Origin of the sequence: Winogradskyella sp. HaHa_3_26 (assembly GCF_019278425.1) — a bacterium.
GTDB classification, from domain to species: domain Bacteria; phylum Bacteroidota; class Bacteroidia; order Flavobacteriales; family Flavobacteriaceae; genus Winogradskyella; species Winogradskyella undariae.
Map to the genome: position 1 here is coordinate 1,648,032 of NZ_CP058981.1, position 26,185 is coordinate 1,674,216.

Here is a 26,185-nt window from a genome sequence, read left to right on the forward strand (position 1 = left end):
AAAACAATAAGACTTTGAAAATATTAAAACAGCCTTTATTCTTAATCAGTATTGGCATCGCTTCTGCTATCTATATTGCAAATCGATTTGAAACACCGCTACCAAATTGGATCTATTTTTACGTGAATGACTTTCTATGTATGCCTATTGTCTTAAGTCTATGCTTGGCTGTTTTACGCATCTATAAAAAAACAGAAATACTTTACGTGCCATTAGTAATCATTATGCTATTAACCACTTTTTTCGCTTTGTATTTTGAAGTATTCCTACCAAAAACAAACGCACGTTATACAAGTGACCTTATAGATGTTGTACTCTATTTTTTAGGCGCGTTTTTATTTTATAAATTTCAAAAAAAGTTATTTTAAATATTTTATAGTCGACTGTCCTTTACCCACAACTAATTTTACTTCTTTTCCTAATATCAACGCACGATTGTCTTTTTCGTGACCCGCAGGCATATGAAACGTAATCGGAAAATCATATTCCGATAAAGCATCTAAAATCAACTGCTCTACAGAAGTTCCCCAAAGCGTTGTGTTTTTTCGCATTCTCGTCATGTCACCAACTACAAGTCCGCTTAAATTATCAAAGTAACCCGCACGTTTCATACTTTGTAACATACGATCTACATGATATTTATATTCTCCTATTTCTTCAATAAAAAGAATTTTACCATCCGTATCTAAACTTTCTTCAGAACCTAACATGGTATGTAAAATGGTAAGATTCCCTCCTATTAATTCACCCGATGCTTCGCCTACCCTATTATATTCCGAGCCTTTTAAAGTATAATCTACAGGCTGACCAAAAATGGTAGATTTAAATGTAGCAACTGTTTCTTTAATGGTGCTTATATCGTTTGGTAAACTCACACACATTAAAGCATGTAACGACTGAAAACCTTCCTTATGCATTTGATTGTGCAAAGCTGTTATATCTGAATAGCCAATAAGCCATTTAGGGTTTTCTTTAAATTTGGTATAATTCAACTTATCTAAAATACGAACCGTTCCATAACCACCACGGGCACACCAAATCGCACTAATTTTAGGATCGTCCATAGCTTTTTGTAAATCGGCACAACGTTCATCATCGGTTCCCGCAAAATGATTGGCTTTACTAAACACATGTTCTCCAACAACGGCATGTAATCCCCAACTTTTTAAAAGTTGTATCGCATGTTGTACTTCACCTTCTCTATTTTTTAAAATTCCAGAGGGCGCTACAATAGCAACTGTATCTCCTGCTTTTAAATATGGTGGTTGAATTAATTCTGAAGTCATTTCAATAGATTTATTAGTTTCTATTTGGGCTTGTATTTTCGATGATGTCATTAAAATAACGACAAAAACAAGAGCCATTAAGTGTGGTCTAAAAGTCATAAATTCTGCTTTTGGTAAAAGTACATTTTTTTTCTAAATCCCTTATATATTGCGTACTTTTGTAGCTTCAAAAAACAAGAAAAACATGTCTAAAAGATATACCATAACAGCAGCATTACCCTATACCAACGGCCCAATACATATTGGTCATTTAGCCGGTGTTTATGTGCCTGCCGATATTTATTCTAGATACTTAAGATTAACAGGTAATGATGTTGCCTTTATTTGCGGAAGTGACGAGCATGGTGTGCCCATCACCATTAAAGCAAAAAAAGAAGGCGTAACACCACAGGATATTGTGGATAAATATCATGCTATTATCAAACAATCTTTTCTAGATTTTGGTATTTCATTTGACAATTACTCACGTACCTCTGCTAAAATCCACCATGATACAGCTCAAGAGTTCTTTAAAACACTTTACAACAAAAATGAGTTTGTAGAAGAGGTTACTGAACAATTATACGATGCAGAAGCCAATCAGTTTTTAGCAGACCGTTTTGTAACAGGAACTTGCCCTAAGTGTGGGAATGAAGAAGCTTATGGTGATCAATGTGAAAGCTGTGGATCGAGTTTAAATGCTACGGATTTAATAAACCCTAAATCAGCAATAACAGGAAATGTACCAAGTTTAAAAGAAACTAAGCACTGGTTCTTACCTTTAAATAAGCATGAAGAATTTCTTCGTGAATGGATTTTAAAAGGGCATAAAAAAGACTGGAAACCTAATGTTTACGGTCAGGTTAAATCTTGGATCGATGATGGTTTACGTCCACGTGCCGTAACTAGAGATTTAGACTGGGGAATTCCGGTACCTGTTGAAGGTGGCGAAGGAAAAGTCCTTTATGTTTGGTTCGATGCTCCTATTGGGTACATCTCTTCTACCAAAGAATGGGCAGAACGCGAAGGTAAAAACTGGGAAGATTACTGGAAAGACGAAGACACTAAATTGGTGCATTTTATAGGAAAAGATAATATTGTATTTCACTGTATCATTTTCCCTTCTATGTTAAAAGCTGAAGGCTCTTATATTTTACCCGAAAATGTCCCTGCAAATGAGTTTTTAAACTTAGAAAGTCAAAAATTATCGACTTCTAAAAATTGGGCCGTTTGGTTACCAGATTATTTAATAGATTTCCCAAATCAGCAAGATGTATTGCGTTATGCATTAACGGCAAACGCGCCAGAAACTAAGGATAACGATTTCACTTGGAAAGATTTTCAGGCAAGAAATAATAATGAATTGGTAGCAATCTTCGGAAACTTTATTAATCGCGTGGTTGTTTTAAGTAATAAATATTACGATGGCATTATTCCTGCACCTTCTGATTATTTAGAAATTGACGAAGAAACTTTGGCTGCTGTAAAAGCATATCCTGCTGTAATTTCTAGCTCAATTGAACGTTACCGTTTTAGAGAAGCGAGCCAGGAATTAATGAACTTAGCACGACTAGGAAATAAATACTTAGCAGACGAAGAACCTTGGAAAACTATTAAAACAGACGAAGCACGTACCAAAACCGTAATGTTTGTGGCTTTACAAATTGCTTCTGCTTTAGCTGTTTTATCCGAGCCCTTTTTACCATTTACTTCAGATAAGTTAAAAGGTATTTTAAACATGAATGACAATGGTTGGGAAGATGTTTCTACTAAAGACATTCTTATTCCTGAATTACATCACATAGGAAAAGCAGAATTGTTATTCTCTAAAATTGAAGACGAACAAATAGAAGCGCAATTAGAAAAATTAATTGCTAGCAAAAAAGCGAACGAAGCAGCAAATAAAGTGATTGAGCCACAAAAAGACGAAATTGTATTTGAAGATTTTACAAAATTAGATTTACGTGTCGGAACCATTATTGAAGCTGAAAAAATGCCTAAAACCAAAAAACTTTTAGTCTTAAAAGTAGATACAGGTATTGATAAACGAACTATTGTTTCTGGAATTGCCGAAAGCTTTTCACCAGAAGATGTTATTGGCAAACGCGTTACTGTTTTAGTGAACTTAGCACCTCGAAAATTAAGAGGTGTAGAAAGTCAAGGAATGATTTTAATGACCGAAGACGAAGGTGGAAATTTAGTCTTTGTTAATCCAGACACCGATGGTGTAAATAATGGACTTCAAATAAGCTAATTACATTTACCATAGGTATTAAATTTATATAGGTTTCATTTTGTAAAGACTACAAAATGGAACCTATTTTTATATTCCTATTTTTGCTAATGCATCAATATTTTTTTCTTTACAAGTAAGAAAACCTTTGTCTTTAAACTAATTTTGACCAAAATCATTATTTAAAAGACTATGAAAAAACTAGCAATATTGTGCTTAACAGTCTGTTTTTTGGCTTGTGGCACATCAAAAACAGTACGTCAATCCAAAAAAACAATTAAAGGAGATTGGTCATTAACATCCGTAAAATATTCTGCTATTGGAGATTTTAAAATCACGCTTCTTAACGATGCTGAAAAAGCCTGTTTCGAAAATAGTAAATGGCAATTTATACCCAATAACAATACCGGAACTTATACACTGTCTGGAATGAACTGCGATACAGATCAACGTAATTTCTCGTTTACAATAGACGAGGTTGATGAGGATACTGGCTTGTATAATTTCCTATTAAAACCCACTACTAAAAAAGGAAAATCGGAAACCAATATAGGCTACCGAATGGATTTAACAGCACTTTCTGAAACTTCAATGCAATGGGAACAAGTATTGACTCTAGATGGAAAACCCATTACCATTACCATGAATTTCACAAAAGCATAAAACAAAATGTTCAAAAAATTATCATTAAAAGAAACAATGATAATGAACATCAATCATAAAAAAAGATAAACACATGAAAAATTATAAATCGAATATAGCCTTAACCTTATCATTAGTTTTCGTACTAATTACAGGTTGTAAGGCTGTAGATAATGCAAACAACAAACAAAAAGGAGGTGTAATTGGTGCTGCAGGCGGTGCCCTTTTAGGTGCCATTATAGGAAATAATGTAGGCAACGGTAATAACAGCGAATTAGGTGCTGTTATTGGAGGTGTAGTTGGTGGTGGAGCTGGAGTGCTTATTGGTAATAAAATGGATAAGCAAGCCCAAAAAATTGAAGAAGAAATTCCTGGAGCAACAGTAGAACGTGTGGATGATGGAATTGTATTAACTTTTGATGAGCAAAGCGGTGTTTATTTTGCAACCGAAAAATATAATATTAACGAAAAATCCCAAGAAACACTTAATAAATTAGCGCGTGTGTTTTCAGAATATCCAGATACCAACATTTTAGTTGTTGGTCATACAGATAGCTCTGGTAATGCTGATTACAATATGACTTTATCTAAAAATAGAGCTGAAGCTGTAACCAATTACCTAACTGGAAAAGATTTAAGTAGTGGACGATTTACAACACACTGGTATGGTGAAGAACAACCTACAAACGACAATAGTACCGCAGAAGGACGTTCTAAAAACAGACGTGTAAACATTGCCATTGTACCTAATGAAGCTATGGTTAATGCTGCTAAAAAAGAAGCGAATGCGAATTAATAACAAAATTATATTTTACAACTAAATTAGTTGCAATAGCATACCTGCTTTATTATAATTTATGCGTTTTATTTTAGAATTTACAACTAAAATAAAAACGCATTTTTTTTATAAAAAATTTTAAATTCCGTAGCAACACAAAAGAAACTATTTAATCTTTTAAGAACCAGAACCCTCATTATCTCTTATTTCAATTAATATTAACATGGTTTCAATAAACGGATTCATAATTAGAAGCATATTTTTTAATGAAAATCAAAAAAAACCAACAATTAAATAAGATAAGCTTAAAAAATATACTAAAAAAACAAATCAAAACAGCTATTCATGTGTTTTTTTTAAAAATAATGTAATTTGCTAAAAACTTAATACATTATAAATATGAAAAAAACTACTTCTTTAAAATTATCTAAACAACTAGCTAAATACGGTGCTTTAACAGCTGCCATTGTTGGTGTTAATGATATTAATGGGCAATCTATTATTTATAATGATATTACAGACTTCACAGGAGGAGTTGGTGACATTTTTCAATTGGATATAGATAACAATGGAACTAATGACTTTCAAATAAATAGTGAAGTAAGAGTAAGCTCTTCTTCTTCTTATATAAATTTATTTATAGAGCCCTTAACAGCAAGTAATGAAGTTTTAGGATCTGGTGGTGCTACTTTCGCATATCCATTTGCTTTGAGTAATGGAGCAGCCATTTCTAGTGGAGCTAATAGTTGGTTTAACAATGGCTTTTCTTCCGGATTTCAATCATTAAATTATGGTTCGTGCGATTTTGGAAATTGGTGCTCTGTTACCGATGGATACTTAGGTCTACGATTTAACATTGCTGGAAACACACATTATGGATGGGCACGCCTTGATGTAGATGGTGATGGTAGTGTTTGGACCGTTAAAGATTTTGCTTATCATGATACTCCAGATACTCCAATTACCGCAGGACAACAAACTTTATCCATAGATGATAGTGTTTTAAATGATATTAAAATTGTAACACTAAACAAAAGCATAGGGTTATATAATTTAACAGAAGCTACTAATTACCGATTAATTAATATGACTGGTAAACAAGTTATGGACGGCTTAACTACTAGTGATGATTTTATTATTGAAGCCAACTCCTTAGCTACAGGAATCTACATACTAGAGTTAACAGATTCTAACACAAAAGCTACTTTAAAAAAGAAAATTATATTATAAACAAAAAAGAGGTGGAATTGGAATACTTATTGGCAATAATAATGGATAAGCAAACCCAACAATTGAAGAAGAAATTCCTGGAGCAATGGTAGAACATGTGGATGATGGAATTGTGTTAACTTTTGATGAGCAAAACAGTGTTTATTTTGATACTGAGAAGTTGTAACACCAAATCTCAAGAAATGCTGAATAGTTTGGCTAATACTTTAGTTGTTGACCATACAGATAGCTCTGGTAACCATGCTTATAACATAACCTTATATAAAAATAGAGCAGAAGTTGAAAACTAATCATTTAATAAGTAAAGGCTTAGGTAAAGACAGATTTACAACACATTAGTTTGAAGAAGAACAACCTATCTACGATAATAGTACTACAGATGGCCATTCTAAAAACAGACGTGTAAACATTGCCATTGTACCTAATGAAGCTATGGTTAATGCTGCTAAAAAAGAAGCGAATGCGAATTAATAACAAAATTATATTTTACAACTAAATTAGTTGCAATAGCATACCTGCTTTATTATAATTTATGCGTTTTATTTTAGAATTTACAACTAAAATAAAAACTCATTTTTTTATAAAAAATTTTAAATTCCGTAGCAACACAAAATAAACTATTTAATCTTTTTAGAACCAGAACCCTCATTATCTCTTATTTCAATTAATATTAACATGGTTTCAATAAACGGATTCATAATTAGAAGCATATTTTTTAATGAAAATCAAAAAAAAACAACAATTAAATAAGATAAATTTAAAAAATATACCTAAAAAAACAAATTAAAACAGCTATTAGTGTCTATTTTTTAAAAATAATGTAATTTGCTAAAAAACTTAATACATTATAAATATGAAAAAAACTACTTCTTTAAAATTATCTAAACAACTAGCTAAATACGGTGCTTTAACAGCTGCCATTGTTGGTGTTAATGATATTAATGGGCAATCTATTATTTATAATGATATTACAGACTTCACAGGCGGAGTTGGTGACACTTTCCAATTGGATATAGATAACAATGGAACTAATGACTTTCAAATAAATAGTGAATCAGGGTTATTTGGTTCCGCTAATTTATTTATCGAACCCTTAACTGCAAGTAATGAAGTTTTAGGATCTGGCGGTATTGATTTTAGATATCCTTTTGCGTTGAGTAATGGAGCAGCCATTTCAAGTGGTGCTAGTAGTTGGAGTAACAATGGATTTTCATCCGGATTTCAATCTTTAAATTTTGGCTCGTGCAGTTTTGGAAATTGGTGCTCTATTACCGATGGATACTTAGGACTACGATTTAATATTGCTGGAAACACACATTATGGATGGGCTCGCCTTGATGTAGATGGTGATGGTAGTGTTTGGACCGTTAAAGATTTTGCTTATCATGATACTCCAGATACTCCAATTACCGCAGGACAACAAACTTTATCCATAGAAGATAGTGTTTTAAATGATATTAAAATTGTAACACTAAACAAAAGCATAGGGTTATATAATTTAACAGAAGCTACTAATTACCGATTAATTAATATGACTGGTAAACAAGTTATGGACGGCTTAACTACTAGTGATGATTTTATTATTGAAGCCAACTCCTTAGCTACAGGAATCTACATACTAGAGTTAACAGATTCTAACACAAAAGCTACTTTAAAAAAGAAACTTGTACTTTAAACAAAACATATAAGTAAAAGCGTTTACCTTAAATAGTAAACGCTTTTTTTGTTTTATACCTTATTTCTATATAACGTCTTATCAACGCAAGACTTCATTTGCTCTTCATTCATAGCTTCTTCACCAATAAAGGAAATTACTTTTTTCACTACATCCACCGTATCATATAATGCCTCTTTATAATCTACATAAATAAGTTCCACACTTGGCTCTCTATCTTTCCATGTTTCTACTTGCTTTAAATGTTTTTTATAGGTTTCATATAATTTTACTGGAAATACATCTACATCTTTTCCAATCATTTTTTGTTGCGATTTTATAACTTCATTTAAATCTCTAGTCATAAAAACAACTTTGTAGCGATACTTAGGATCTAAAAATTTAAGTAAAGGAGCAACCACTTTTAAGGACTTATTTTGTGCCTCACCGAGCCAACTATTGTCATGGTGTAAAGCCATTACGGGTGCATACTCTAAATAGCCCTTTGGGTTAGAAGCATCAGCTTTTCTATTGGTATCCGTTAAAGCATTTATCCCTCCTTTATCAAGCATTTGCATCATTAAAGAAGTTCCTGACCTTGGCAAACCAGAGACTATTACAATTTGATCTTTTCGATACTTAAAATCGCTTTTATCTTTAAACGCTATTGAATCTGTTATTTTATCTTGAATATTCTCTATAGCCTTTTCTGCTCTATGGTACGTTTTAACTTTTAGTTTAGCAGCCGTTTCATACGCTTTTTTTGCATTTTCAGTATCTCCCAATTTCTCAAGCGCTTCTCCTAATGTATAATGTGCATCTGGAAAATATTTTATCAATTCAATAGCCGTAAGTGCATGTTCTGCCGCTTCTTCATAATCCTCAAGTCTTATTAATACCACAGCAAATGCTTGGTGATAATGCGCATTATCAATTTCAAACGTAAGCGCATTTTCAAAAGCAGCTTTAGCATCCTCTAACTGATCTAAGCGCGTATATATTTTTCCTATTTGAAACCAAACTTCGCCATTAGGCTTGTTGTTTTTTGCTTTAACTAAAAGCTCAAGCGCTGCATTCACCTTATTTTTTGATAATAAAATTTTAGCTTCAGAAAAATAGGTGTTAATTTCAAACTTCTTTTCCCTGACTCTTAATTCATTAAGATAGATTTCTGCTTTATCAAATTCCTCTTCATTAATACTAATTGTCAATAAATCCATGTAATACGGAATAACATCTACAGGTTCCTTTTCTTCAATTAGTTCTAACAATATCAATTTTGCATTTTCATAATCTTTTTTACCTAGATAAACACGTGCGAGATTATGTTTTAAATCGCATTTTGTCTTCAAAATAGAAACCTCTAGTTTTTCATCAGGACGATCAATGTAGCCTAAATCAATTAATTGTTGCATTGCTTCCTGATCACTTAAGGAATCCGTATTATGATTTTTTGAATGTTCTCCAAAATCACCTGCAACCGTTTCCCAACTGTCTATAAATTTAGGTGGTTTTATATTTTCAAAAATATCTAAAGCAATTTTACCATCCATATCTTTACCGATAGGCAAATTGAACATATGCAAAATAGTAGGCGCAACATCTACAAGACCTAATCCAAAAATCTTTTCATTCTTCTTTATATTGGGTCCTGCTGCAACAAACATTCCAAATTGCCGATGCTCTAAAGAAGGAGCGGCTTGATATTTTGGCATTTCAAGAATACGTTTATTACCAGATTCATAGCCATGATCAGACATTACAATAATGGTAGTATCATCATCTGTTAACTCTAACATTCTCCCCAACATCATATCCTGAAATCGGTAAGCACTTAAAACACAATCGTTATAAAGTTCAAATATTTTTTTAGGAATAGGCCCTAATTTAGGTGGATGAAATTTCATAAATGCATGACAAAAATGATCTATAAAATCATAATAAACCCCCATAAAATCCCAATCGGTAGTCCGCATTAAATTAGTAGCAGCTGCGTGTAAAGACACATTTTCAGCCATAATTTTAGAAAACGTTTGTAAACTTTGGTCTTTATCTTGGTCTATTTCTCCTGCTTTAGGTATAAAAGGTAAAATATGGGCTTCGGTTATTTCAGAAGGATGCACACGTAAATCATGCAAACTTTCCACCAAACTTTCTGGGTGAATTGTACCTTCTACAATAGGACTTTTTTTATTGGGATTGATATTAACCTTCTGAAATTTATCAGTAACCACCACGCCATTTATAGGTTCGGCAGGAAAACTTGGCCACCAACCTACTAGATTACTTTTTAAACCTTGATTATGAAAAATATTCCATAATGCTCTAGATTTTCTTGATTTTACAGTTACAGGCCTAACCCCTTTTAAATCTGGCATTAACTCTAAAAACCCTAAAACTCCATGTTTGTCTGGTGTTTTCCCTGTTGCAACGGTAGACCAAAGCATAGGGGAGTATGGTGGATTCATTGTTGCCATATTACCATAAACACCTTTGTCAATAAGTTTTTTTAAGGAAGGCATTTGTCCTTTTGCTAATAATGGTCCTATAATTTTCCAATCCGCAGCATCCCAACCAATTAATAGCACTTTACTTTTTTTCTTCATTTTTCCTCTTTTGTTGTGCTTCGTTCTTTACTTTTCTCCATGCTCTCAATCCTATATCACCTAATGCAAGGATACCTAGCGATCCTTTTTCGGTAATAGTATAAGGGAGTTTCTGTAATTCTTTACCCATAAGTATTTTTAATAATTTTGTAGAAATAGAATAAGCATTAAATTTAAATAAATTAGGTTTACTTATTCTTAAAAACAGGTTTTAATGACACAATTATTACAATTTATAATATCAAAAACGCAATTAAAAGAGACTTCCGTTAAGAATACCATAAATCTATTAAATGAAGACTGCACAATTCCCTTTATTTCCCGTTATAGAAAAGAAGCGACAGGAAATTTAGACGAAGTACAGATTGGAGACATCGTTAAATATAAAGAACAATTTGAAGCTTTAGAGAAACGAAAAACAGCCATTTTAAAAGTTTTAGAAGAACAAGATGTCTTAACAGAAGATTTAAAACAAAAAATTGAAAAAGCTCAAGATCTCACAGTGCTTGAAGACCTCTATTTACCCTACAAGAAAAAACGAAAAACAAAAGCAGAAACAGCTCGTAAAAATGGTTTAGAGCCTTTGGCAAAAATCATCATGAGTCAAAAAGCAAATGATATCGAATCTATCGCATACAAGTATGTTAAAGGAGATATTAAAACGACAGATGAAGCTTTAGAAGGTGCAAGACACATTATTGCCGAATGGATTAATGAACGTGCAGATATTAGAAATAGTTTAAGAAATCAATTAGAACGACAAGCTCAAATTTCTACTAAAGTTATAAAGACGAAAAAGGAAGATGAGAAGGCACAGAAATTTAGAGATTATTTTGATTGGTCGGAGTCCTTATCTCGTATTCCTTCCCATAGACTACTCGCTATCCTAAGAGCAGAAAGCGAAGGTTTTATTCGTGTTAAAATTGAAATTGACGAAGTTAGAGCCTTAGAACTTATTGATAATAGAATTATAAAGAGTCAGAATGCTTGTGCAGATCAAATAGAATTAGCGATATCAGATGCTTATAAACGTTTATTATTTCCGTCGTTGAGCAAAGAAACTTTAAATAATGCCAAAGACAAAGCAGACGAATCTGCGATTACGGTTTTTGCAAAAAATCTGAAACAATTATTATTAGGATCACCTATAGGAGAAAAGCGGGTTTTAGCTATAGATCCGGGTTTTAAAAGTGGTTGTAAAGTCGTTTGTTTAGATGCTCAAGGGAATTTAAAACATAATGAAACCATATTTCCACATCCACCCCAAAATGATAGTATTGGTGCTATTAAAAAGATTTCGTCTTTAGCGGAAGCTCACAAAATTGAAGCCATTGCTATAGGAAACGGAACAGCATCTAGAGAAACTGAAGCTTTGATTCGTAAAATTCATTTTAAAAATGATTTAGAAGTTTTTGTGGTTAGCGAAGCTGGTGCTAGTATTTATTCGGCATCACCAATTGCTCGCGAAGAATTCCCTAATTATGATGTTACCGTTCGTGGTTCAGTTTCTATTGGAAGAAGATTGCAAGATCCGCTGGCAGAATTGGTAAAAATTGATGCAAAATCTATTGGTGTTGGGCAATACCAGCACGATGTTGACCAAACCAAACTTCAAAAACAATTGGATACAGTTATAGAAAACTGCGTAAATGCTGTTGGTGTAAACATCAATTCTGCTAGTAAACCTTTATTAAGCCATGTCTCTGGAATTGGTTCTAAATTAGCTGAGAATATTTTTGATTACAGAGCAGAGCACGGTGTTTTTAAATCACGAAAAGACATTTTAAAAGTACCGCGTTTAGGAGGAAAAGCTTTTGAACAAAGTGCTGCATTTTTAAGAATTAAAGGCGCTAAAAATCCGTTAGATGATTCTGCTGTACACCCTGAAAGTTATGCTATTATAAAAAAAATGGCTAAAGATGAAGGTGTTTCACTTCAAGAATTAATTGGTAATAAATCTAAGCTTCAAAATATTGATTTAAAAAAATATGTATCTCAAGAGGTTGGTTTGTTAACGCTTCAAGATATTATTAAAGAATTAGAAAAGCCAGGTTTAGACATTAGAGAAAAAGCTAAGGTTTTCACTTTTGATCAAAACATAAAAACAATTACCGATTTACACGAAGGACAATTACTACCCGGAATCGTGAATAACATCACTAATTTTGGTTGTTTTGTAGATGTTGGTATTAAGGAGAGTGGTTTAATACATGTATCTAATTTGTCCGATAGTTTTGTAAAAGATGTTAATGAACATGTGCATTTACATCAGCAGATTATTGTGAAGGTTTTAGAGGTTGATGTGACTAGAAAACGAATTCAATTAAAACTAGAAAAGTAATTATTTCATATAATCTCTTGTATTTTAACAAATTAAAATATATCTTTTTTTTTAAATACTATTTTTAATCCTAAATCTTATATATGAATTTATCGTTAACAGTAAGAAGCCTATTCATTCTACTTTTTTTGTCATCACTCACAATAATTCACGCTCAAAATGATAGCTTATATTCAAAATTTGATAGTTACACTGAAGCACCCAGAGAGTTAGCTTATGTTCACCTTAACAAATCAACTTTTATAAAAGGAGAGGTTCTTGCTTTTAACGCATATATTTTAGACAAAGACAGTAAACAACTGTCTTTGCTCACCACAAATTTGTATTGTGAAATTATAGATGAAAATAAAAAAGTTATAAAAAGTAAACTCATTAAAGTTCTTGGAGGTATAGCACCAGGTGAGTTTTTTGTTGACAGTTTATTTACTTCTGGAAATTACACTTTTAAAGCCTATACCAATTGGATGCGGAATTTTGATGAGCAAAACTATTACGCTCAAAAAATACGAATTATTGACACTGATTTAGAAACGACAATAGCATCAAAAACCATCACAAACACCATTGATGTACAGCTTTTACCCGAAGGCGGACATCTTGTTTCAGACACAGAAAACTCGATTGGAATTGTAGCAAAAGACAGTTTAGGATTTGGTATTGAGTTAGAAGGTTATATTTCTGATGGTTCTGTAAATCAATTAACATCTTTTAAAACCAATGCTTTAGGAATTGGTAAATTTTTATTTACACCACATAAAAACACAAATTATACAGCACATACAACGGTTAATAAAAAAACACAAACATTCCCTTTTCCTCCTGTAGAACATACAGGAATTAACCTTATACTATCTGATCTTGGATCAAAAGTAGCCATCACATTTAGAACCAATATAGAAACACTTCAACAAATAAAAAACAAAACCTACACACTGAGTTTTCATAACGGAAAAAACATAAAAACCACTGAATTTTCATTTAGTGAGACTACAGAAGTTATTAAATTTATTAAATATGATAACCTATCTACAGGTATTAACATTTTTACCCTTTTTGATTCACAGAATAATCCGCTTTTAGAACGTTTATTTTTTAAGTATGAAGGTTTAAATACTATAGAATCTAGAAATGTACTTACAAAAACTCACCTAGACTCTATACATATCAAATTACCAATAAAAGCAATTGACACATCCAAAATTAATAATTTTAGTATTTCCGTTTTGCCTGCAGAAACAAAAGCTAATATGCAGCATCACAACATTATTTCTTACACCTATTTACAACCTTATGTAAAAGGTAGTATTGAAAATGCAGCTTATTATTTTGTTAATATTAATAACAAGAAAAAATACGAGTTAGATCAATTGTTACTTACTCAAGGTTGGAGCAGCTATGATTGGCACAACATTTTTAATACCCCTCCAAAAGTACTTTATGATTTTGAAATAGGAATTAAAATCAATGCCAATGCTAATAAAAAGAAAACGGGGCAGTATTTAGTATTCCCTTCAAAATACAGTCCCTCAAATGTAATTTCACTAGCTAAAGAGGAAACAACATTTATACGTAGTGAATTTTTCTTCTTTGACGATGAAACCTTAAAAATTGGAGAACTCTCCAGGAAAGGAAAAGTAGAAATCCCTGGTTTATATATACAGTTTACACCATCAATTATTCCAAATTTAAAACTAAAAAAAGATCCGTTAGTTGTAAAAGAACAGGTATTTATGGATTATTCTCAGAAAGGATTTCAACCCGCTTTTGACAAAACCCAAATCTTAGATGAAGTGCTTATTACTGGGGAAACAAAATCAACAAAACTCCAAAAACTAAAAGGAAGCGCACCTGGAAATATAACAATATTCGATGATGCTAAAAGAAATCAATATTTTGACTTTGCAGCCTTCGTACAAAGTCAAGGTTATACCGTGCAGCAAATTGATGGTCAACTTTCAATTTTACCACAACGAAGCGTTTCAATACAAGCCCCAAAAACCGCACCTCAAATCTATTTAGATGATATGCTTATTTCGGATTTAGATTATTTTTACAACTTCCGCTTAGATAATGTTGATTATATATTTGTAGATAAAACCGGATTTGGAATGGGAGTAAGAGGTAGTAGCGGGGTTATTAAAATTTATACCGATCCTCTTATAGGAGCATACAAAAAGTATGGGAAATCTTTTAGAACCTACAAAATACCTTTATCATTCACCACACACAAAAGGTTTTATACCCCTGTATACGAAAGCTATCATTCTAACTTTTACAAAGAATATGGTGTTATTGATTGGTTTCCTAATTTAAGCACAGATGCTCAAGGCAATCTCAATTTCAATATCTATAATACAAACCTAAAAACAGTTAAACTTTACATAGAAGGCATAGCTAACGACACACAATTTATTTCTGAAGAAAAAATAATAGATGTTAACTAAAAATAACAAATGAAATTATGAAAGCTAGTTATCGCTAACACTTTAGAGCTTGTTATGATGAAAATTGAATTCAATTAAAACGTATTAAATAATGCTGAAAATAGCATTTCACCCAATATACAGACACCATATACCCGAAGGTCATCGCTTTCCTATGGAAAAGTACGAGCTGTTACCACAACAACTTTTGTATGAAGGGACTTGCAATGAAGATAATTTTTTTCAACCAGAAGAACCAAATGACAAACACATTCTGGCTGTTCATACACCAGAATATTATTACGATTTAATAAATTTAACATTAAACCAAAGAGCGGCTCGTAAAATCGGATTTCCATTGAGTAGAAATTTAATTAAGCGAGAAGTTATTATTGCAGACGGAACCATAAAAGCTAGTGAATTTGCTTTAAAATATGGTATCGGCATGAATATTTCTGGTGGTACACATCATGCTTTTACAGACCGAGGTGAAGCTTTTTGTCTACTACACGACCAAGCTATTGCTGCACGATACCTTCAAAGTAATGGACTTGCTAAAAAGATTTTAATTGTAGATTTAGATGTGCACCAGGGAAATGGGACAGCAGAAATATTTAGGACTGACACATCGGTATTCACCTTTTCTATGCACGGTAAAAATAATTATCCTTTTGAAAAAGAGAAAAGTGATTTAGATATCGAACTAGAAAACAATACCGATGATAAAACGTATTTAAAGTTATTAAAAGCGACGCTTCCAAAGTTAATAGAAGAACAGCAACCCGATTTTATATACTACCTGTCTGGTGTAGACGTTTTAGCCTCTGATAAATTAGGTCAAATCAGCTTATCTATTGATGGTTGTAAATCTAGAGATCGTTTTGTTTTAGGGCAGTGCAAACAAAACCAAATTCCTGTAATGTGTAGTATGGGAGGTGCTTATTCCCGAGATATAAAAAATATTATTACCGCACACGCTAATACGTTTCGTTTAGCTCAAGATATTTACTTTTAGAGTTAATAGTGCTAAAAAAAATCACATATATTAGAGAATATTAAAAGCGATTTATCACAAATATTTTATCGCGGGATGAACAATCCTTATATTTGAATTAAAACACCAGACTATGTTATCAAAATCTATCGAAGCCGCATTAAACAAACAAATTAGAATCGAAGCAGAATCTTCTCAAGCTTATTTAGCCATGGCAATTTGGGCAGAAGTTAAAGGATTAGAAGGTATTTCTAATTTTATGTACGATCAATCAGACGAAGAACGTGCGCACATGCTAAAACTTGTAAAGTTTGTTAACGAACGTGGTGGACACGCACACGTTTCGGAATTAACAGCTCCTAATGTGACTTTTGAATCTTATAAATCAATGTTTGAAAAACTTTTAGAACATGAAATTTTTGTTTCTGAAAGCATTAACGAACTTGTTCACATATCGTTACAAGAAAAAGATTATGCCACACATAACTTTTTACAATGGTATGTTGCAGAACAAATTGAAGAAGAAGCAACAGCAAGAACCATTCTTGATAAAGTAAAAATGATTGGAGATGATAAAGGTGGTTTGTATTTGTTTGATAGAGATATTCAGCAACTCACTGTAAATTCTGCTGCGGAAACACCTGTAGCTTAAAACGTTAAAAATTATTTAGATTAAATATAAATAACTACTTTTGTACTATTGATTTTTATCCAATGGGCAAAAAAAAGAAAAATAAGAAGCTAAAGAAAGAACGTATTAAAGTTCTTGAAGCTACTGGATTAGATACTTTAGATAATGTAAAATCTAAATGTTGCAAAAAATTTAAAAAATCAGAAAATAAGCGTTGTAAAAAATGCCCTTGTTTTGATTTACTTAAAAAAGTAGCATAACTAATAAACCCAAAGGACAATTGTAATTATTGCTCTTTGGGTTTTTATATTTCTACTATTTGCCTAACATTAAAAGTTCGCTACAAACAACCTCTGTCGTATAGCGCTTAACACCATCTTTATCTTCCCAAGACCTGGTAGTTAAACGACCTTCAATAGCAACTTCTTTTCCCTTTGTAATAAATTTCTCTACTACCTGAGCCGTTTTACCCCAAGCTACAACATTATGCCATTGCGTATCGGTTACTTTTTCTCCTTTAGGGTTTTTATACGTTTCATTAGTAGCAACAGAGAATTTTGCTAATGTTTTTCCGGATTCAAAATTGGTGATTTCTGGGTCATTTCCTAAGTTACCAATCAACTGTACTTTGTTTCTTAATGTGTTCATAATTCTAAATTTTAATGGTTAAACAGTTAATACTATTGAACCTACATCGATTCAACACTGCAAAGATGTGCTGACTGACAAATAATATTCGGTAGTTACCTATTTACATCCGTTTGTAATTACTTGTTACCGTTTGAAAACTTATAATCACTTATTGATATTGAGTTTTATTGTATTTTTAGATTTATTGGAAATAGTGAACTTATTACACGTTCTACGCAATTTGACCAACCAATGAACAAAGCATTAAAATATGGACTTCTGATTTTCTGTATTGTAATAATTACAGTCGTCGGATTTATTGGATTTGGACTTTATTCAATGGAAATTGAAGACCATTATGGAGACTTAAAGGAATTATATTATGATTCACAAAATGGAGATTTAATTGTAAATAAAACAACATCCCAATTTGGAATAATTGAAAAAAACTGGAAACGAATTAATATTAGAACACAACAAAAAGATTCGACTGATTTATATAATTGGGTTTATCAAAACGGAACAGAAACTAAATCTGAAATTTATCGAGCAAAAAACGGAGAAACTGAACTGAACGGAATTACATACTCTGAATTGGAAAAGAGAATTGAAAATTCGGACTTTAAACTAATAATTAAGAATTAAATAGAAGTTTATTTATGTATCTATTAGAATTTATAATTCTTCAAATACTCGTTATAATTTGGTTAGTTTATATTATCAAAAACTATCCTAAAAAGAATGACTCGAATAGTTACAATGTTTTATTTGGTAGTATTGGAGCAATAGTCTTAATGACATTTACTTTGATATGGTTTGTAGCGAATCAAAAATCAATACTCACTGAATTATGGACATTAATAATAAAATAAAAACTGCGTAGAACAACGTGTATAATTAATGGCTAGTTCGAGCTTGTTTACGAAAATCCTCGCGGATTTTCTATTCGGTTTTTATTTGCTAAATTAGGTGCTTAAACACGCCACTAATCATACACAAACACGTTGTGCAACATAAAACAAACGAATGAAAAGAACATTTATATTTAGCTTTATACTTCTAAATTTTAGTATAAAGCTTTTTTCTCAATCAAATCCTGATACTCTTAAACCTAAAATTAAAATAATAAAAGAAATTTTAATTGGCGTAGTAGATGAAAATTATGAAATTGAATTTGAAAGATATAAAACAGATACAACATATTTAATTAGAACTGATAAAAGGTTCTTCAACCGTAAAGGCAAGCTAATAGAAAAGCAAAGTTCAAATCATTTATTAATGACTGAACAATTTCATAAATACAAATTAAATAAAAATGGAGATTGGGTTAATGCAGAAATATTTAAGTCAGATGGTGAAATAAATAATATGATTTACGAATATGACTCTAAAAATAACTTAGTGTCAATAAAAACGTACGATAATTATAAGGATTTATTAAAACTTCAACAAAGTAAATTTAATAATAATGGCGACGTAATAGAAATGAAAATTTCTGAAATTAAAACAAATAGGACTTTTAGAATAGTTTCTTTTTATGATAGAAGACAACTATTGGAGCGTATAATATATAAATCCGATAGCAGTGTATATCATAGACGCAATTACAAATATGATGATGAAGGTAAAGAGCTTGAAAAAATTATAACTAATTCTGATGAAAGTATTACAAAAATTATATCAGAAGACGATAAGTTGGGTAATACAGTTACTGAAAATTGGTTTGATGAAAAAGGAAACAAAACAAAAGAACTGACCTTCAAATATGAATATGACCAGAACGGTAATTGGATAATTAAAAAACGTTATTCTGATGGAATTTTAAAAATGATATGGGAAAGACAAATTGAGTATTACGAATAATAAAATACGTTGCACAACACCATGTATAATTAATTGCTAAATCACGCAACTAACCATATAGAAACACGTTACAACCAAGCTAAAAATGAAGAACATCATTCAATTAATACTGATTTCATTTCTGTTTTCTTCTTTTTCAACCCAAACCGAAAATCTGAATAAGAAACTTTTAGGAATTTGGATAAAAAAAGAGTTTCATCAAGGAGTTTGGGTTTTAAAGAAGATAAAAAGAATAAAACGCAAAGACCAAGCATATCAATTTAAGAAAGACGGAATCTTGTTTGAGCGTTGGGCAGCTGTTTTACATGGAGATAAAAAAGCTTTTTATGGAAATGAAACAAGTGAATGGAACATCTCGGTTGATTCAATATTAACTATTACAAAAAATTATAAAACAACAATTTATAAAAAGAAGTATAAATTATTAAAAGTATCCGAATCTGAATTACATTTAAAAATGCTAGAAGACGAAGAAATAAAAAAATAAATTAATTTAACAATGAAAAGCCAGCTTGTAACACCGTGTATAATTAATTACTTAAACACGTAACAATACATACACACGTTAGCAAACATTTGAATGGAACAAAGAAAGAAAATATCATCTAACATTAAATTCAGAAAATACTTCCTTTCTTGGTTTGTGATGTTAATAGCTTATTTAATTACTCAATTTTTTAATTTAAGTCGATTATGGGATTATGGAACTTGGGCTATAGCATTACTGACGTTCACTTTATTTATCACTTTAAAAAAAGTAGAATTTTCAAAAAGTGCTGTTTATTTTGATAATAAAAGAGTTGAATACAAATCAATAATTGATTTAAAAATATTCGAAATTCAGAATAGACCTTTCTATCTATTTAAAACAAACAACGAGAATATATTTAACCGTTATTATCTAACCCAATTAGAAGGTATTGGTTATTTTTCTATTATTAAAATTTTAATTTCTAAAAAAAATACTGATAAATTACCTCTCGCTGAATTTTTGGCTCTTTTGGATGAGAAATCAAATATTCAAAAAAAAAACTAAAAATGAATAAAAAATGATTTTACAAACACCATATTTATTTATGGCTTGTACAATTGCTTACTTAGAAAAGTACTTCGAAATATTATTTTGCTCGTGTTTGTTCACTAAATTAGTTGCTTAACAAAAAATACGTTACCACAAATAAAATATTAAACTCTAAAATGACAGTAGAACAATTCGAAAATTGCAAACAATGTTTAAATCGAAAAAAAGGAGTAATTGAAAAAGAAAACATCTGTAATCTAAAAGGAAAAAGTATAGAATTCGAAAATACTTGTACAGACTTTAACCTTGATAATCGTGTTGTTTTAGGAAAAGAAAATAAAATCAATGCCATTAGACCAAATTTTAAGAGAGCAAAAATCGCCCAATTATTCATTTGGATAGTCATGGCTTTAGATGTTGTTTCAATATTTTCTTCTTACTCACAATACAACCTTCTTAAGTCATTACAAAACAATGAAGAGGTAACGGATCAAATGTTAAACTCAAATGACACAAGACAACAAATTATAGGGATTTTATATTTTATAGTTTTTATAATTTCTGCGGTAACTTTTATACAATGGTTTAGAAGAGCTTATTATAACCTGAATATTAGAACAAATTGCAACCATTCTGAGGGTTGGGCATCCGGAAGTTGGTTTGTGCCAATAATTTCATTGTACAGACCATATCAAATAATGAAAGAGATGTCGACTAAAACAACCCAATTAATAAAATCTAAAAATTCAGATTATTTAGAGAGCAACACAATGACAATTGGTCTTTGGTGGACTTTATGGATTGTATCTAATTATATTGGAAATTATGCTCTAAAAAGTGCTTTTAAAGCAGAAACAATAGAAAACTATATAAACAGTACAACTGGAGATATAATATTATCAATAATAGGAATCCCATTAGCTGTTATAACGGTAATGATTATTAAATCATACGCTTTAAAAGAAGAAGAAATTTCAAAATAAGAAAAAACAGAAAATTAAAATGTGGGTATTTAACCAAACCGTTAGGAAATTAATGAACGAAACAACTTAAACACAGCTAAAAACCAACATAAAACACATATAATTCACTGTATTTATATTTATTACAAAAATCCAACCGGATTTTATATTCAGTTTTTATTTGCTAACTTTCGAGCTCTCAAGACAAAAGAAACTACAGATAAATGAATGACGTTTACTATTATTTAATAAATTATAAAGAAATTCATCCTCTTAGATTCTGGATAATACTTGTAGGCATAACACTCCTATTTATTGCAATAATTTTTATTCTTTATAAAAACTTCCTACCTCTTATAACTAAGATATTAAATATCCAGAAAAAAGAGACTATAGTAACTTCAAAAAAGAATAGAAAAACACCCAATGTAAAAAAAGAAAAGAGAAGTATTTTAAAAGATTCAAGATTCTTAATTAGTGTTATTCTAATTCAATTTCTAATAATAGCATCTGTTATTTTCTACAATTATGCTAAGTCAACAACTAAAAGACCAGAAAACTTAGCAATCTCGAACTCAGAATATCTTTTCGGAATTGACATTTCTCATTATCAGAGTAAAATTAATTGGAGTGAACTAAGAACATCACATCACCCAATTGAGTATATTTTTATACGAGCAACAATGGGACAGAATGGAGAGGACATACAGTTTGACAGAAATTGGGAAAACGCAAAAAAGCACAATTATTTACGTGGTGCATATCATTACTACAGACCTAACGAAAACTCAACACAACAATTTGAAAATTTCAAATCTGTAGTAAAATTAGAAGAGGGTGATTTTATCCCCATACTTGATATAGAAAAAGACAGCAAATTTGGGAGAGACAACCTCAGAAAAGGTGTATTAAATTGGTTACAACTAGCAGAAAAAGAATATGGAAGAAAACCAATGATATACACAGGTTTAACCTTTTACAAACATGTTTTAAAAGGCCATGTTGATGACTACCCTTTATGGATTGCTGCTTATTCTGGTAAACATCGTTTAAAAAATGTTGACTGGAAATTCCATCAATTCACTGAGCAAACTAAAATTAAAGGTATTATAACAACAGTAGATGGCAATGATTTTATAGGTGATATAACCGAATTAAACAAAATGAAAATCAGCAATTCAACACCAACTACTAATTAAAATAAATATGAGGAAATTAGTGCAAGAATTCATAAATCATTCAGCTTAATTAGAAAGGGAGAATGTGAAAAGGCAGAAATTGAATTAAAAATAATTAAAAGGTATATCAACAAAATTGACAACTTAGAATTTCAAGCTTAAATGGAATTACTGACACAACAGCAAAACAGGTTAAATTATTTTTTCCTTAATGCTTTTAGGAGGAATAATCGGAATGTATTTAATTACGAACTTAGTTACTTTCCCAAACAATATTCTATCCACAAACACACTAGACATACATTTTGAGAAAAACACTGTCCATACTGTCTATTTTACTGATTTTAAGTTGTGAAAACAAAACAACAGAAATTCGATATTATCCGACCGATCGAAATTTTTCTGTTGAAACTAAAGAAGTAATCGGACTTGATACTACTCAATTAAATTTTAGAGAAATAACAAATAAGGTTGGAACATTCGATAAAGATTATGGGAAATTGGTTGTAGAATTCGATGATGGAAAAATAAAAAAAAGAGTTACTCCATACGTTTATGATAACGGACTAATTAAGTCTAAAAATATATTGCGTATAAAATCTGATTCAATTCTAATAGATAACAAATACTCAATTAACGAACTGAAACGCATTTTAAAAAGACATTATTTAAATAAAGATAAAGTTCCATACTATCCAGACTCCCCTAAAAATGGTCTTGTAGAAATTACTATTAATACAAATAAAACTGGAAAGGAACTCAAAAAGGTTTTGAGTAAATTAACACAGGTATTTGACGAGATAAAAGAAGAAGTAAACGACACTATTGAATTGAGAATATATTTTGATTATTTAAGGCAAATTCCACCACCTCCACCACCTCCAAAATGAAAACCTAAAGAGAAAGATTTCTATGAAGTCTATTAGAAAGTTACAGACGCAAAACTATAGATAATTTATTGCTAAATTAGCTAATGAAACAAACAGTATATTGACTCGCTATCAACTATAATTTTAAATAAATGAAAAATCTAATTATAATTTGTTTACTAATCTCTTTTAAACTTTTTTCACAAGACAAAAAAGTTGTTTATCTCAATGATAGTCATCAAGAAATAGATAAAAGCGAATTTGTAAAAGGAAAAAGTTCTAGAGAATATCTTGACTTATATTTTGAAAATGATTCTTTAGTTCAATGCTTACTAGTAAGAAGAAAACCTATTGGGAAATTGAATAAAAATCAGCTTAATGAATTAAAAGACAATTTAGCTATCAAAGATAGTATTGATAATAAACTAATTGTAATAATTTATTATCCAGGTAAAGACAATTGTAATGGTATGGAAGAATACTCTACGTGGAATATTTTTGACAAAGACTATTTAAAAAACTTAGAAAAAATTAGTGATATCAGTCATCATTGGATTTATAAAGATGATGAAAACTTAAAATATTATTATAAAAGAAAGAAAGGATGGAAAAAGGATAGTAAGCAATTTGTTGAAAAAATGTTTTTTAAATATCATTACCCTTGTTTTAGTTGTGTAGTTATTGACTCTAAAGGAAATTTTATTGCCAACTATGGCGAATTTGGTAAACAAACAGTTTGGGAAATTTCAGAAGAACTTAAAAAAATCAAATAAAAATGATACCTAATGCCATCTGTAATTTACCTGCTTAATTACGCATAAAAATCTTACAAAAACTGATGACAGAAATATTCACAACAAAAAAACTAGAAAAAATAATAAAAAAAAGAGTTGAAAATAAGACCATAACTGTTGAAAATATTTTTGGAAAATGGAACGCTTCAGTCTTATATATTGCCAGAAAAAAATGTCTGATTTTTGTAAATTCAAAAAGTTTCTACTCTGTTATTATTCCAAGATTCTCAACTAATGAATTAGATAAAATTCATTTATTATTTCTTGAAAGTTTTTACGCCCAATTAGATTTTGAAAAAATTAAGGTTGATGCCGAATTTCTTGTTAGCAGTGTTGGAGAGTTAAAATTCTACCCAACGGATAACGATAGAAAAATTACAGGAATCATCAACTATAATATTTCAAAAATAGATTACCTTAAATATGAATATGATATTTTTAATTCTTCTGTTATTAGAGAGTTAACAGAGAAACTAAACCTTACACCTTTTAAGCAATTAAACTGGAGCATCCCTAAAGAAGTAATGACTGAAATAATAGAAAAAGCTAATGTGTAATTAAAACAAATGTACAAGAAAAGCATAAAGACACGCAAATTTAGAAATTAATAAAAACATCATGGAAATAGGTACTAAATTAACCAAACCAAGCTTAAAATTCCGAATACTATTCGTAATCATAACTACAATTATGTATTCTATGACGCTTTGGTTATTTGATTATTTTTCTGAAGAAAAACTGTATTCAGTAAATAGTTTAATCATTCAAGGAATCTTATTTGGACTATTTTTCGGAATCGGATTTCCATATATAAATGAAAAGCTTGCTGGTAAATTCACTAATAAAATTGGAGTAAAAATAAAACCCGATTTAGAAGAAAATGAAAATATTGAAATTGAAGGACCTGCAAATTTGTATCAAGGAATCGAAGGCGTTGGTGGAAAAATTTTTCTAACAGATAAAAAACTGATATTTAAATCTCATAAAATCAATATTCAAATAAGGCAAACAAACATTGAATATAAAAACATAGATAAAATCAGTAAAAGAAAAACGATAAAACTAATAAACAATGGAATTAGAATAATAACCAATGACGGAAATAAATATGATTTTGTGGTGAACGAAAGAGATTTGTGGTTAGAAAAAATAAATGAGCGAATTGAATAAATAAATTTAAAGAGAATAACATTTCAATTGGAGATATAACAGAACTAAAAGACTAAAAAATAATTACAGTAACATAAAAAATGGTTAGAATTAAAAACACCTCTTTATAAAAATAAAGAGGTGTTTTACAAAATACGAATGTCTGCTTTTGTATTATAGTCCTTTTAAAAGTTCTTCTATAGTTTTAGCCATTACAACACCTGGTAATTTTACCGGAGCCGCAACTTCTGCTAAAAATGTTCCTTTAACTTCACCTGTTTTATAAGTTGTAAAACCAATACGGTATAAACCAGCTGTTAAAGCTTTTGTAGGGCTACCTACTTCACTTTCATATCTTAATAAAGAGTTGTAGCTGCTTCCACTTGGTTGCTTTGGCATTTCACTACTATCATCATTCTTAGCAAGTGTAGTCCAAGTTGCACTTTTAGCAGCTTCTTCTGTAATATCTTCTTTTTTCAAAATAGTAGAACGCTCTAAAGTAATGTAAGTATCAAAATAATCACTAGAAGATTCGTTTGCTTCGTAAGCCTCAGACTTAATAGCATCTTTAACTTTAGTTTTAGCAACAGGAGAAAGCATTCTTACACCCAATTCTGGTGCAACAGCAGGAACCCATAAATAAATGTAATAGAATTTTTTACCATCAACTACTTCATCTTCATTTCCTTCAGAAGCATATCCTAAATAAGAGATCACATCTGTGTAAGGTACTTTAACTGTTTTTGGTCCAATTTTCTTTTCAACTGAACTTCCAAACTTTTTTAATTTTTGAGCTTCTGCGTTAAATACACAACAGAAAGCGAATACTGATAATACTAGTAATTTAATTTTCATATTTGTTTAAGTGATTTTAGTTAATTTATAGACATTCGTAATGGTTTTAATTTAAAACAACAGCTAA

Annotated in this window: 27 protein-coding genes; 22 read left to right on the forward strand and 5 right to left on the reverse strand. The window is 30.6% G+C overall.

Annotation, left to right across the window (positions count from 1 at the left end):
- Positions 1–14 precede the first annotated feature (14 nt).
- Positions 15–368, forward strand: a complete 354-nt coding sequence (locus tag H0I32_RS07090) for a hypothetical protein (RefSeq protein WP_173589458.1) — start codon at positions 15–17, stop codon at positions 366–368.
- Here H0I32_RS07090 and H0I32_RS07095 read toward each other — a convergent pair.
- Positions 360–1,385, reverse strand: a complete 1,026-nt coding sequence (locus H0I32_RS07095) for an LD-carboxypeptidase (protein ID WP_246293551.1) — start codon at positions 1,383–1,385, stop codon at positions 360–362. The two genes, H0I32_RS07090 and H0I32_RS07095, sit on opposite strands and share 9 nt — an antisense overlap.
- A gap of 49 nt (positions 1,386–1,434) precedes the next feature.
- Between H0I32_RS07095 and metG the strand changes: the two genes are divergently transcribed.
- The 6 genes from metG to H0I32_RS07125 all read left to right on the forward strand — a co-directional run bounded on the left by metG (position 1,435) and on the right by H0I32_RS07125 (position 7,823).
- Complete coding sequence (gene metG, locus H0I32_RS07100) at positions 1,435–3,519, forward strand: methionine--tRNA ligase (RefSeq protein WP_179312391.1); 2,085 nt, start codon at positions 1,435–1,437, stop codon at positions 3,517–3,519.
- Between the two features lie 171 nt (positions 3,520–3,690).
- On the forward strand, positions 3,691–4,161 hold the full coding sequence (locus tag H0I32_RS07105) for a lipocalin family protein (RefSeq protein WP_179312389.1): 471 nt from the start codon (positions 3,691–3,693) through the stop codon (positions 4,159–4,161).
- Between the two features lie 73 nt (positions 4,162–4,234).
- The gene (locus H0I32_RS07110; protein ID WP_179312387.1) at positions 4,235–4,936 is read left to right on the forward strand and encodes an OmpA family protein; all 702 of its coding nucleotides are present in this window, start codon (positions 4,235–4,237) and stop codon (positions 4,934–4,936) included.
- A 381-nt stretch (positions 4,937–5,317) separates the two neighbouring features.
- Positions 5,318–6,148 carry a T9SS type A sorting domain-containing protein gene (locus tag H0I32_RS07115; RefSeq protein ID WP_218747117.1) on the forward strand — a complete coding sequence of 277 codons (831 nt, stop codon included), beginning with the start codon at positions 5,318–5,320 and terminating at the stop codon, positions 6,146–6,148.
- A 146-nt stretch (positions 6,149–6,294) separates the two neighbouring features.
- A complete protein-coding gene (locus tag H0I32_RS07120) occupies positions 6,295–6,438 on the forward strand; it encodes a hypothetical protein (RefSeq protein ID WP_218747118.1) in 144 nt (47 codons plus the stop codon).
- A gap of 563 nt (positions 6,439–7,001) precedes the next feature.
- Positions 7,002–7,823 carry a T9SS type A sorting domain-containing protein gene (locus H0I32_RS07125; protein WP_218747119.1) on the forward strand — a complete coding sequence of 274 codons (822 nt, stop codon included), beginning with the start codon at positions 7,002–7,004 and terminating at the stop codon, positions 7,821–7,823.
- A 53-nt stretch (positions 7,824–7,876) separates the two neighbouring features.
- Here H0I32_RS07125 and H0I32_RS07130 read toward each other — a convergent pair whose 3' ends face one another.
- The gene (locus tag H0I32_RS07130; RefSeq protein ID WP_179312384.1) at positions 7,877–10,408 is read right to left on the reverse strand and encodes an alkaline phosphatase family protein; all 2,532 of its coding nucleotides are present in this window, start codon (positions 10,406–10,408) and stop codon (positions 7,877–7,879) included.
- Positions 10,392–10,538 (reverse strand): hypothetical protein, encoded by a 147-nt coding sequence (locus H0I32_RS07135; RefSeq protein WP_173589452.1) that lies wholly within the window; start codon positions 10,536–10,538, stop codon positions 10,392–10,394. Before H0I32_RS07135 ends, H0I32_RS07130 begins: the two co-directional genes overlap by 17 nt.
- An 84-nt stretch (positions 10,539–10,622) precedes the next feature.
- On the opposite strand from H0I32_RS07135, the gene H0I32_RS07140 reads away from it, so the two are divergent.
- The 5 genes from H0I32_RS07140 to H0I32_RS07160 all read left to right on the forward strand — a co-directional run bounded on the left by H0I32_RS07140 (position 10,623) and on the right by H0I32_RS07160 (position 17,057).
- On the forward strand, positions 10,623–12,749 hold the full coding sequence (locus H0I32_RS07140; RefSeq protein WP_179312382.1) for a Tex family protein: 2,127 nt from the start codon (positions 10,623–10,625) through the stop codon (positions 12,747–12,749).
- An 83-nt stretch (positions 12,750–12,832) separates the two neighbouring features.
- Complete coding sequence (locus H0I32_RS07145) at positions 12,833–15,193, forward strand: hypothetical protein (protein WP_179312380.1); 2,361 nt, start codon at positions 12,833–12,835, stop codon at positions 15,191–15,193.
- A gap of 91 nt (positions 15,194–15,284) precedes the next feature.
- Positions 15,285–16,187: a histone deacetylase gene (locus tag H0I32_RS07150; RefSeq protein WP_173589449.1), complete on the forward strand. Its 903-nt coding sequence runs from the start codon at positions 15,285–15,287 to the stop codon at positions 16,185–16,187.
- A gap of 112 nt (positions 16,188–16,299) precedes the next feature.
- Positions 16,300–16,818 carry a ferritin gene (locus tag H0I32_RS07155; RefSeq protein WP_173589448.1) on the forward strand — a complete coding sequence of 173 codons (519 nt, stop codon included), beginning with the start codon at positions 16,300–16,302 and terminating at the stop codon, positions 16,816–16,818.
- A gap of 62 nt (positions 16,819–16,880) precedes the next feature.
- Positions 16,881–17,057, forward strand: coding sequence for a hypothetical protein (locus tag H0I32_RS07160; RefSeq protein WP_179312378.1), 177 nt, complete (start codon positions 16,881–16,883; stop codon positions 17,055–17,057).
- Positions 17,058–17,112: 55 nt separating this feature from the next.
- Here the strand turns inward: H0I32_RS07160 and H0I32_RS07165 are convergent, their stop codons facing one another.
- Positions 17,113–17,445, reverse strand: a complete 333-nt coding sequence (locus H0I32_RS07165) for a single-stranded DNA-binding protein (RefSeq protein ID WP_173589447.1) — start codon at positions 17,443–17,445, stop codon at positions 17,113–17,115.
- A 234-nt stretch (positions 17,446–17,679) separates the two neighbouring features.
- On the opposite strand from H0I32_RS07165, the gene H0I32_RS07170 reads away from it, so the two are divergent.
- From H0I32_RS07170 to H0I32_RS07215, 10 genes are all read left to right on the forward strand, one after another.
- Positions 17,680–18,072: a hypothetical protein gene (locus H0I32_RS07170; RefSeq protein WP_179312376.1), complete on the forward strand. Its 393-nt coding sequence runs from the start codon at positions 17,680–17,682 to the stop codon at positions 18,070–18,072.
- Between the two features lie 381 nt (positions 18,073–18,453).
- Positions 18,454–19,290: a hypothetical protein gene (locus H0I32_RS07175; RefSeq protein ID WP_179312374.1), complete on the forward strand. Its 837-nt coding sequence runs from the start codon at positions 18,454–18,456 to the stop codon at positions 19,288–19,290.
- A gap of 85 nt (positions 19,291–19,375) precedes the next feature.
- Entirely contained in the window at positions 19,376–19,777 is a 402-nt protein-coding gene (locus H0I32_RS07180; RefSeq protein ID WP_179312372.1) for a hypothetical protein, read from the forward strand.
- Between the two features lie 93 nt (positions 19,778–19,870).
- The gene (locus H0I32_RS07185) at positions 19,871–20,326 is read left to right on the forward strand and encodes a hypothetical protein (protein WP_179312370.1); all 456 of its coding nucleotides are present in this window, start codon (positions 19,871–19,873) and stop codon (positions 20,324–20,326) included.
- A gap of 161 nt (positions 20,327–20,487) precedes the next feature.
- A complete protein-coding gene (locus H0I32_RS07190) occupies positions 20,488–21,294 on the forward strand; it encodes a DUF4328 domain-containing protein (protein ID WP_179312368.1) in 807 nt (268 codons plus the stop codon).
- A 203-nt stretch (positions 21,295–21,497) separates the two neighbouring features.
- Positions 21,498–22,472 carry a GH25 family lysozyme gene (locus tag H0I32_RS07195; RefSeq protein ID WP_173587415.1) on the forward strand — a complete coding sequence of 325 codons (975 nt, stop codon included), beginning with the start codon at positions 21,498–21,500 and terminating at the stop codon, positions 22,470–22,472.
- Positions 22,473–22,756: 284 nt separating this feature from the next.
- The gene (locus H0I32_RS07200) at positions 22,757–23,341 is read left to right on the forward strand and encodes a hypothetical protein (RefSeq protein WP_246293549.1); all 585 of its coding nucleotides are present in this window, start codon (positions 22,757–22,759) and stop codon (positions 23,339–23,341) included.
- 131 nt (positions 23,342–23,472) lie between these two features.
- A complete protein-coding gene (locus H0I32_RS07205; protein ID WP_173587417.1) occupies positions 23,473–24,093 on the forward strand; it encodes a hypothetical protein in 621 nt (206 codons plus the stop codon).
- 65 nt (positions 24,094–24,158) lie between these two features.
- Entirely contained in the window at positions 24,159–24,671 is a 513-nt protein-coding gene (locus tag H0I32_RS07210) for a DUF6933 domain-containing protein (RefSeq protein ID WP_179312366.1), read from the forward strand.
- A 61-nt stretch (positions 24,672–24,732) separates the two neighbouring features.
- Positions 24,733–25,284 (forward strand): GRAM domain-containing protein, encoded by a 552-nt coding sequence (locus H0I32_RS07215; protein ID WP_218747120.1) that lies wholly within the window; start codon positions 24,733–24,735, stop codon positions 25,282–25,284.
- A gap of 153 nt (positions 25,285–25,437) precedes the next feature.
- Here the strand turns inward: H0I32_RS07215 and H0I32_RS07220 are convergent, their stop codons facing one another.
- Positions 25,438–26,118, reverse strand: coding sequence for a Lipl32 family lipoprotein (locus H0I32_RS07220; RefSeq protein WP_179312364.1), 681 nt, complete (start codon positions 26,116–26,118; stop codon positions 25,438–25,440).
- Positions 26,119–26,185: the final 67 nt, after the last annotated feature.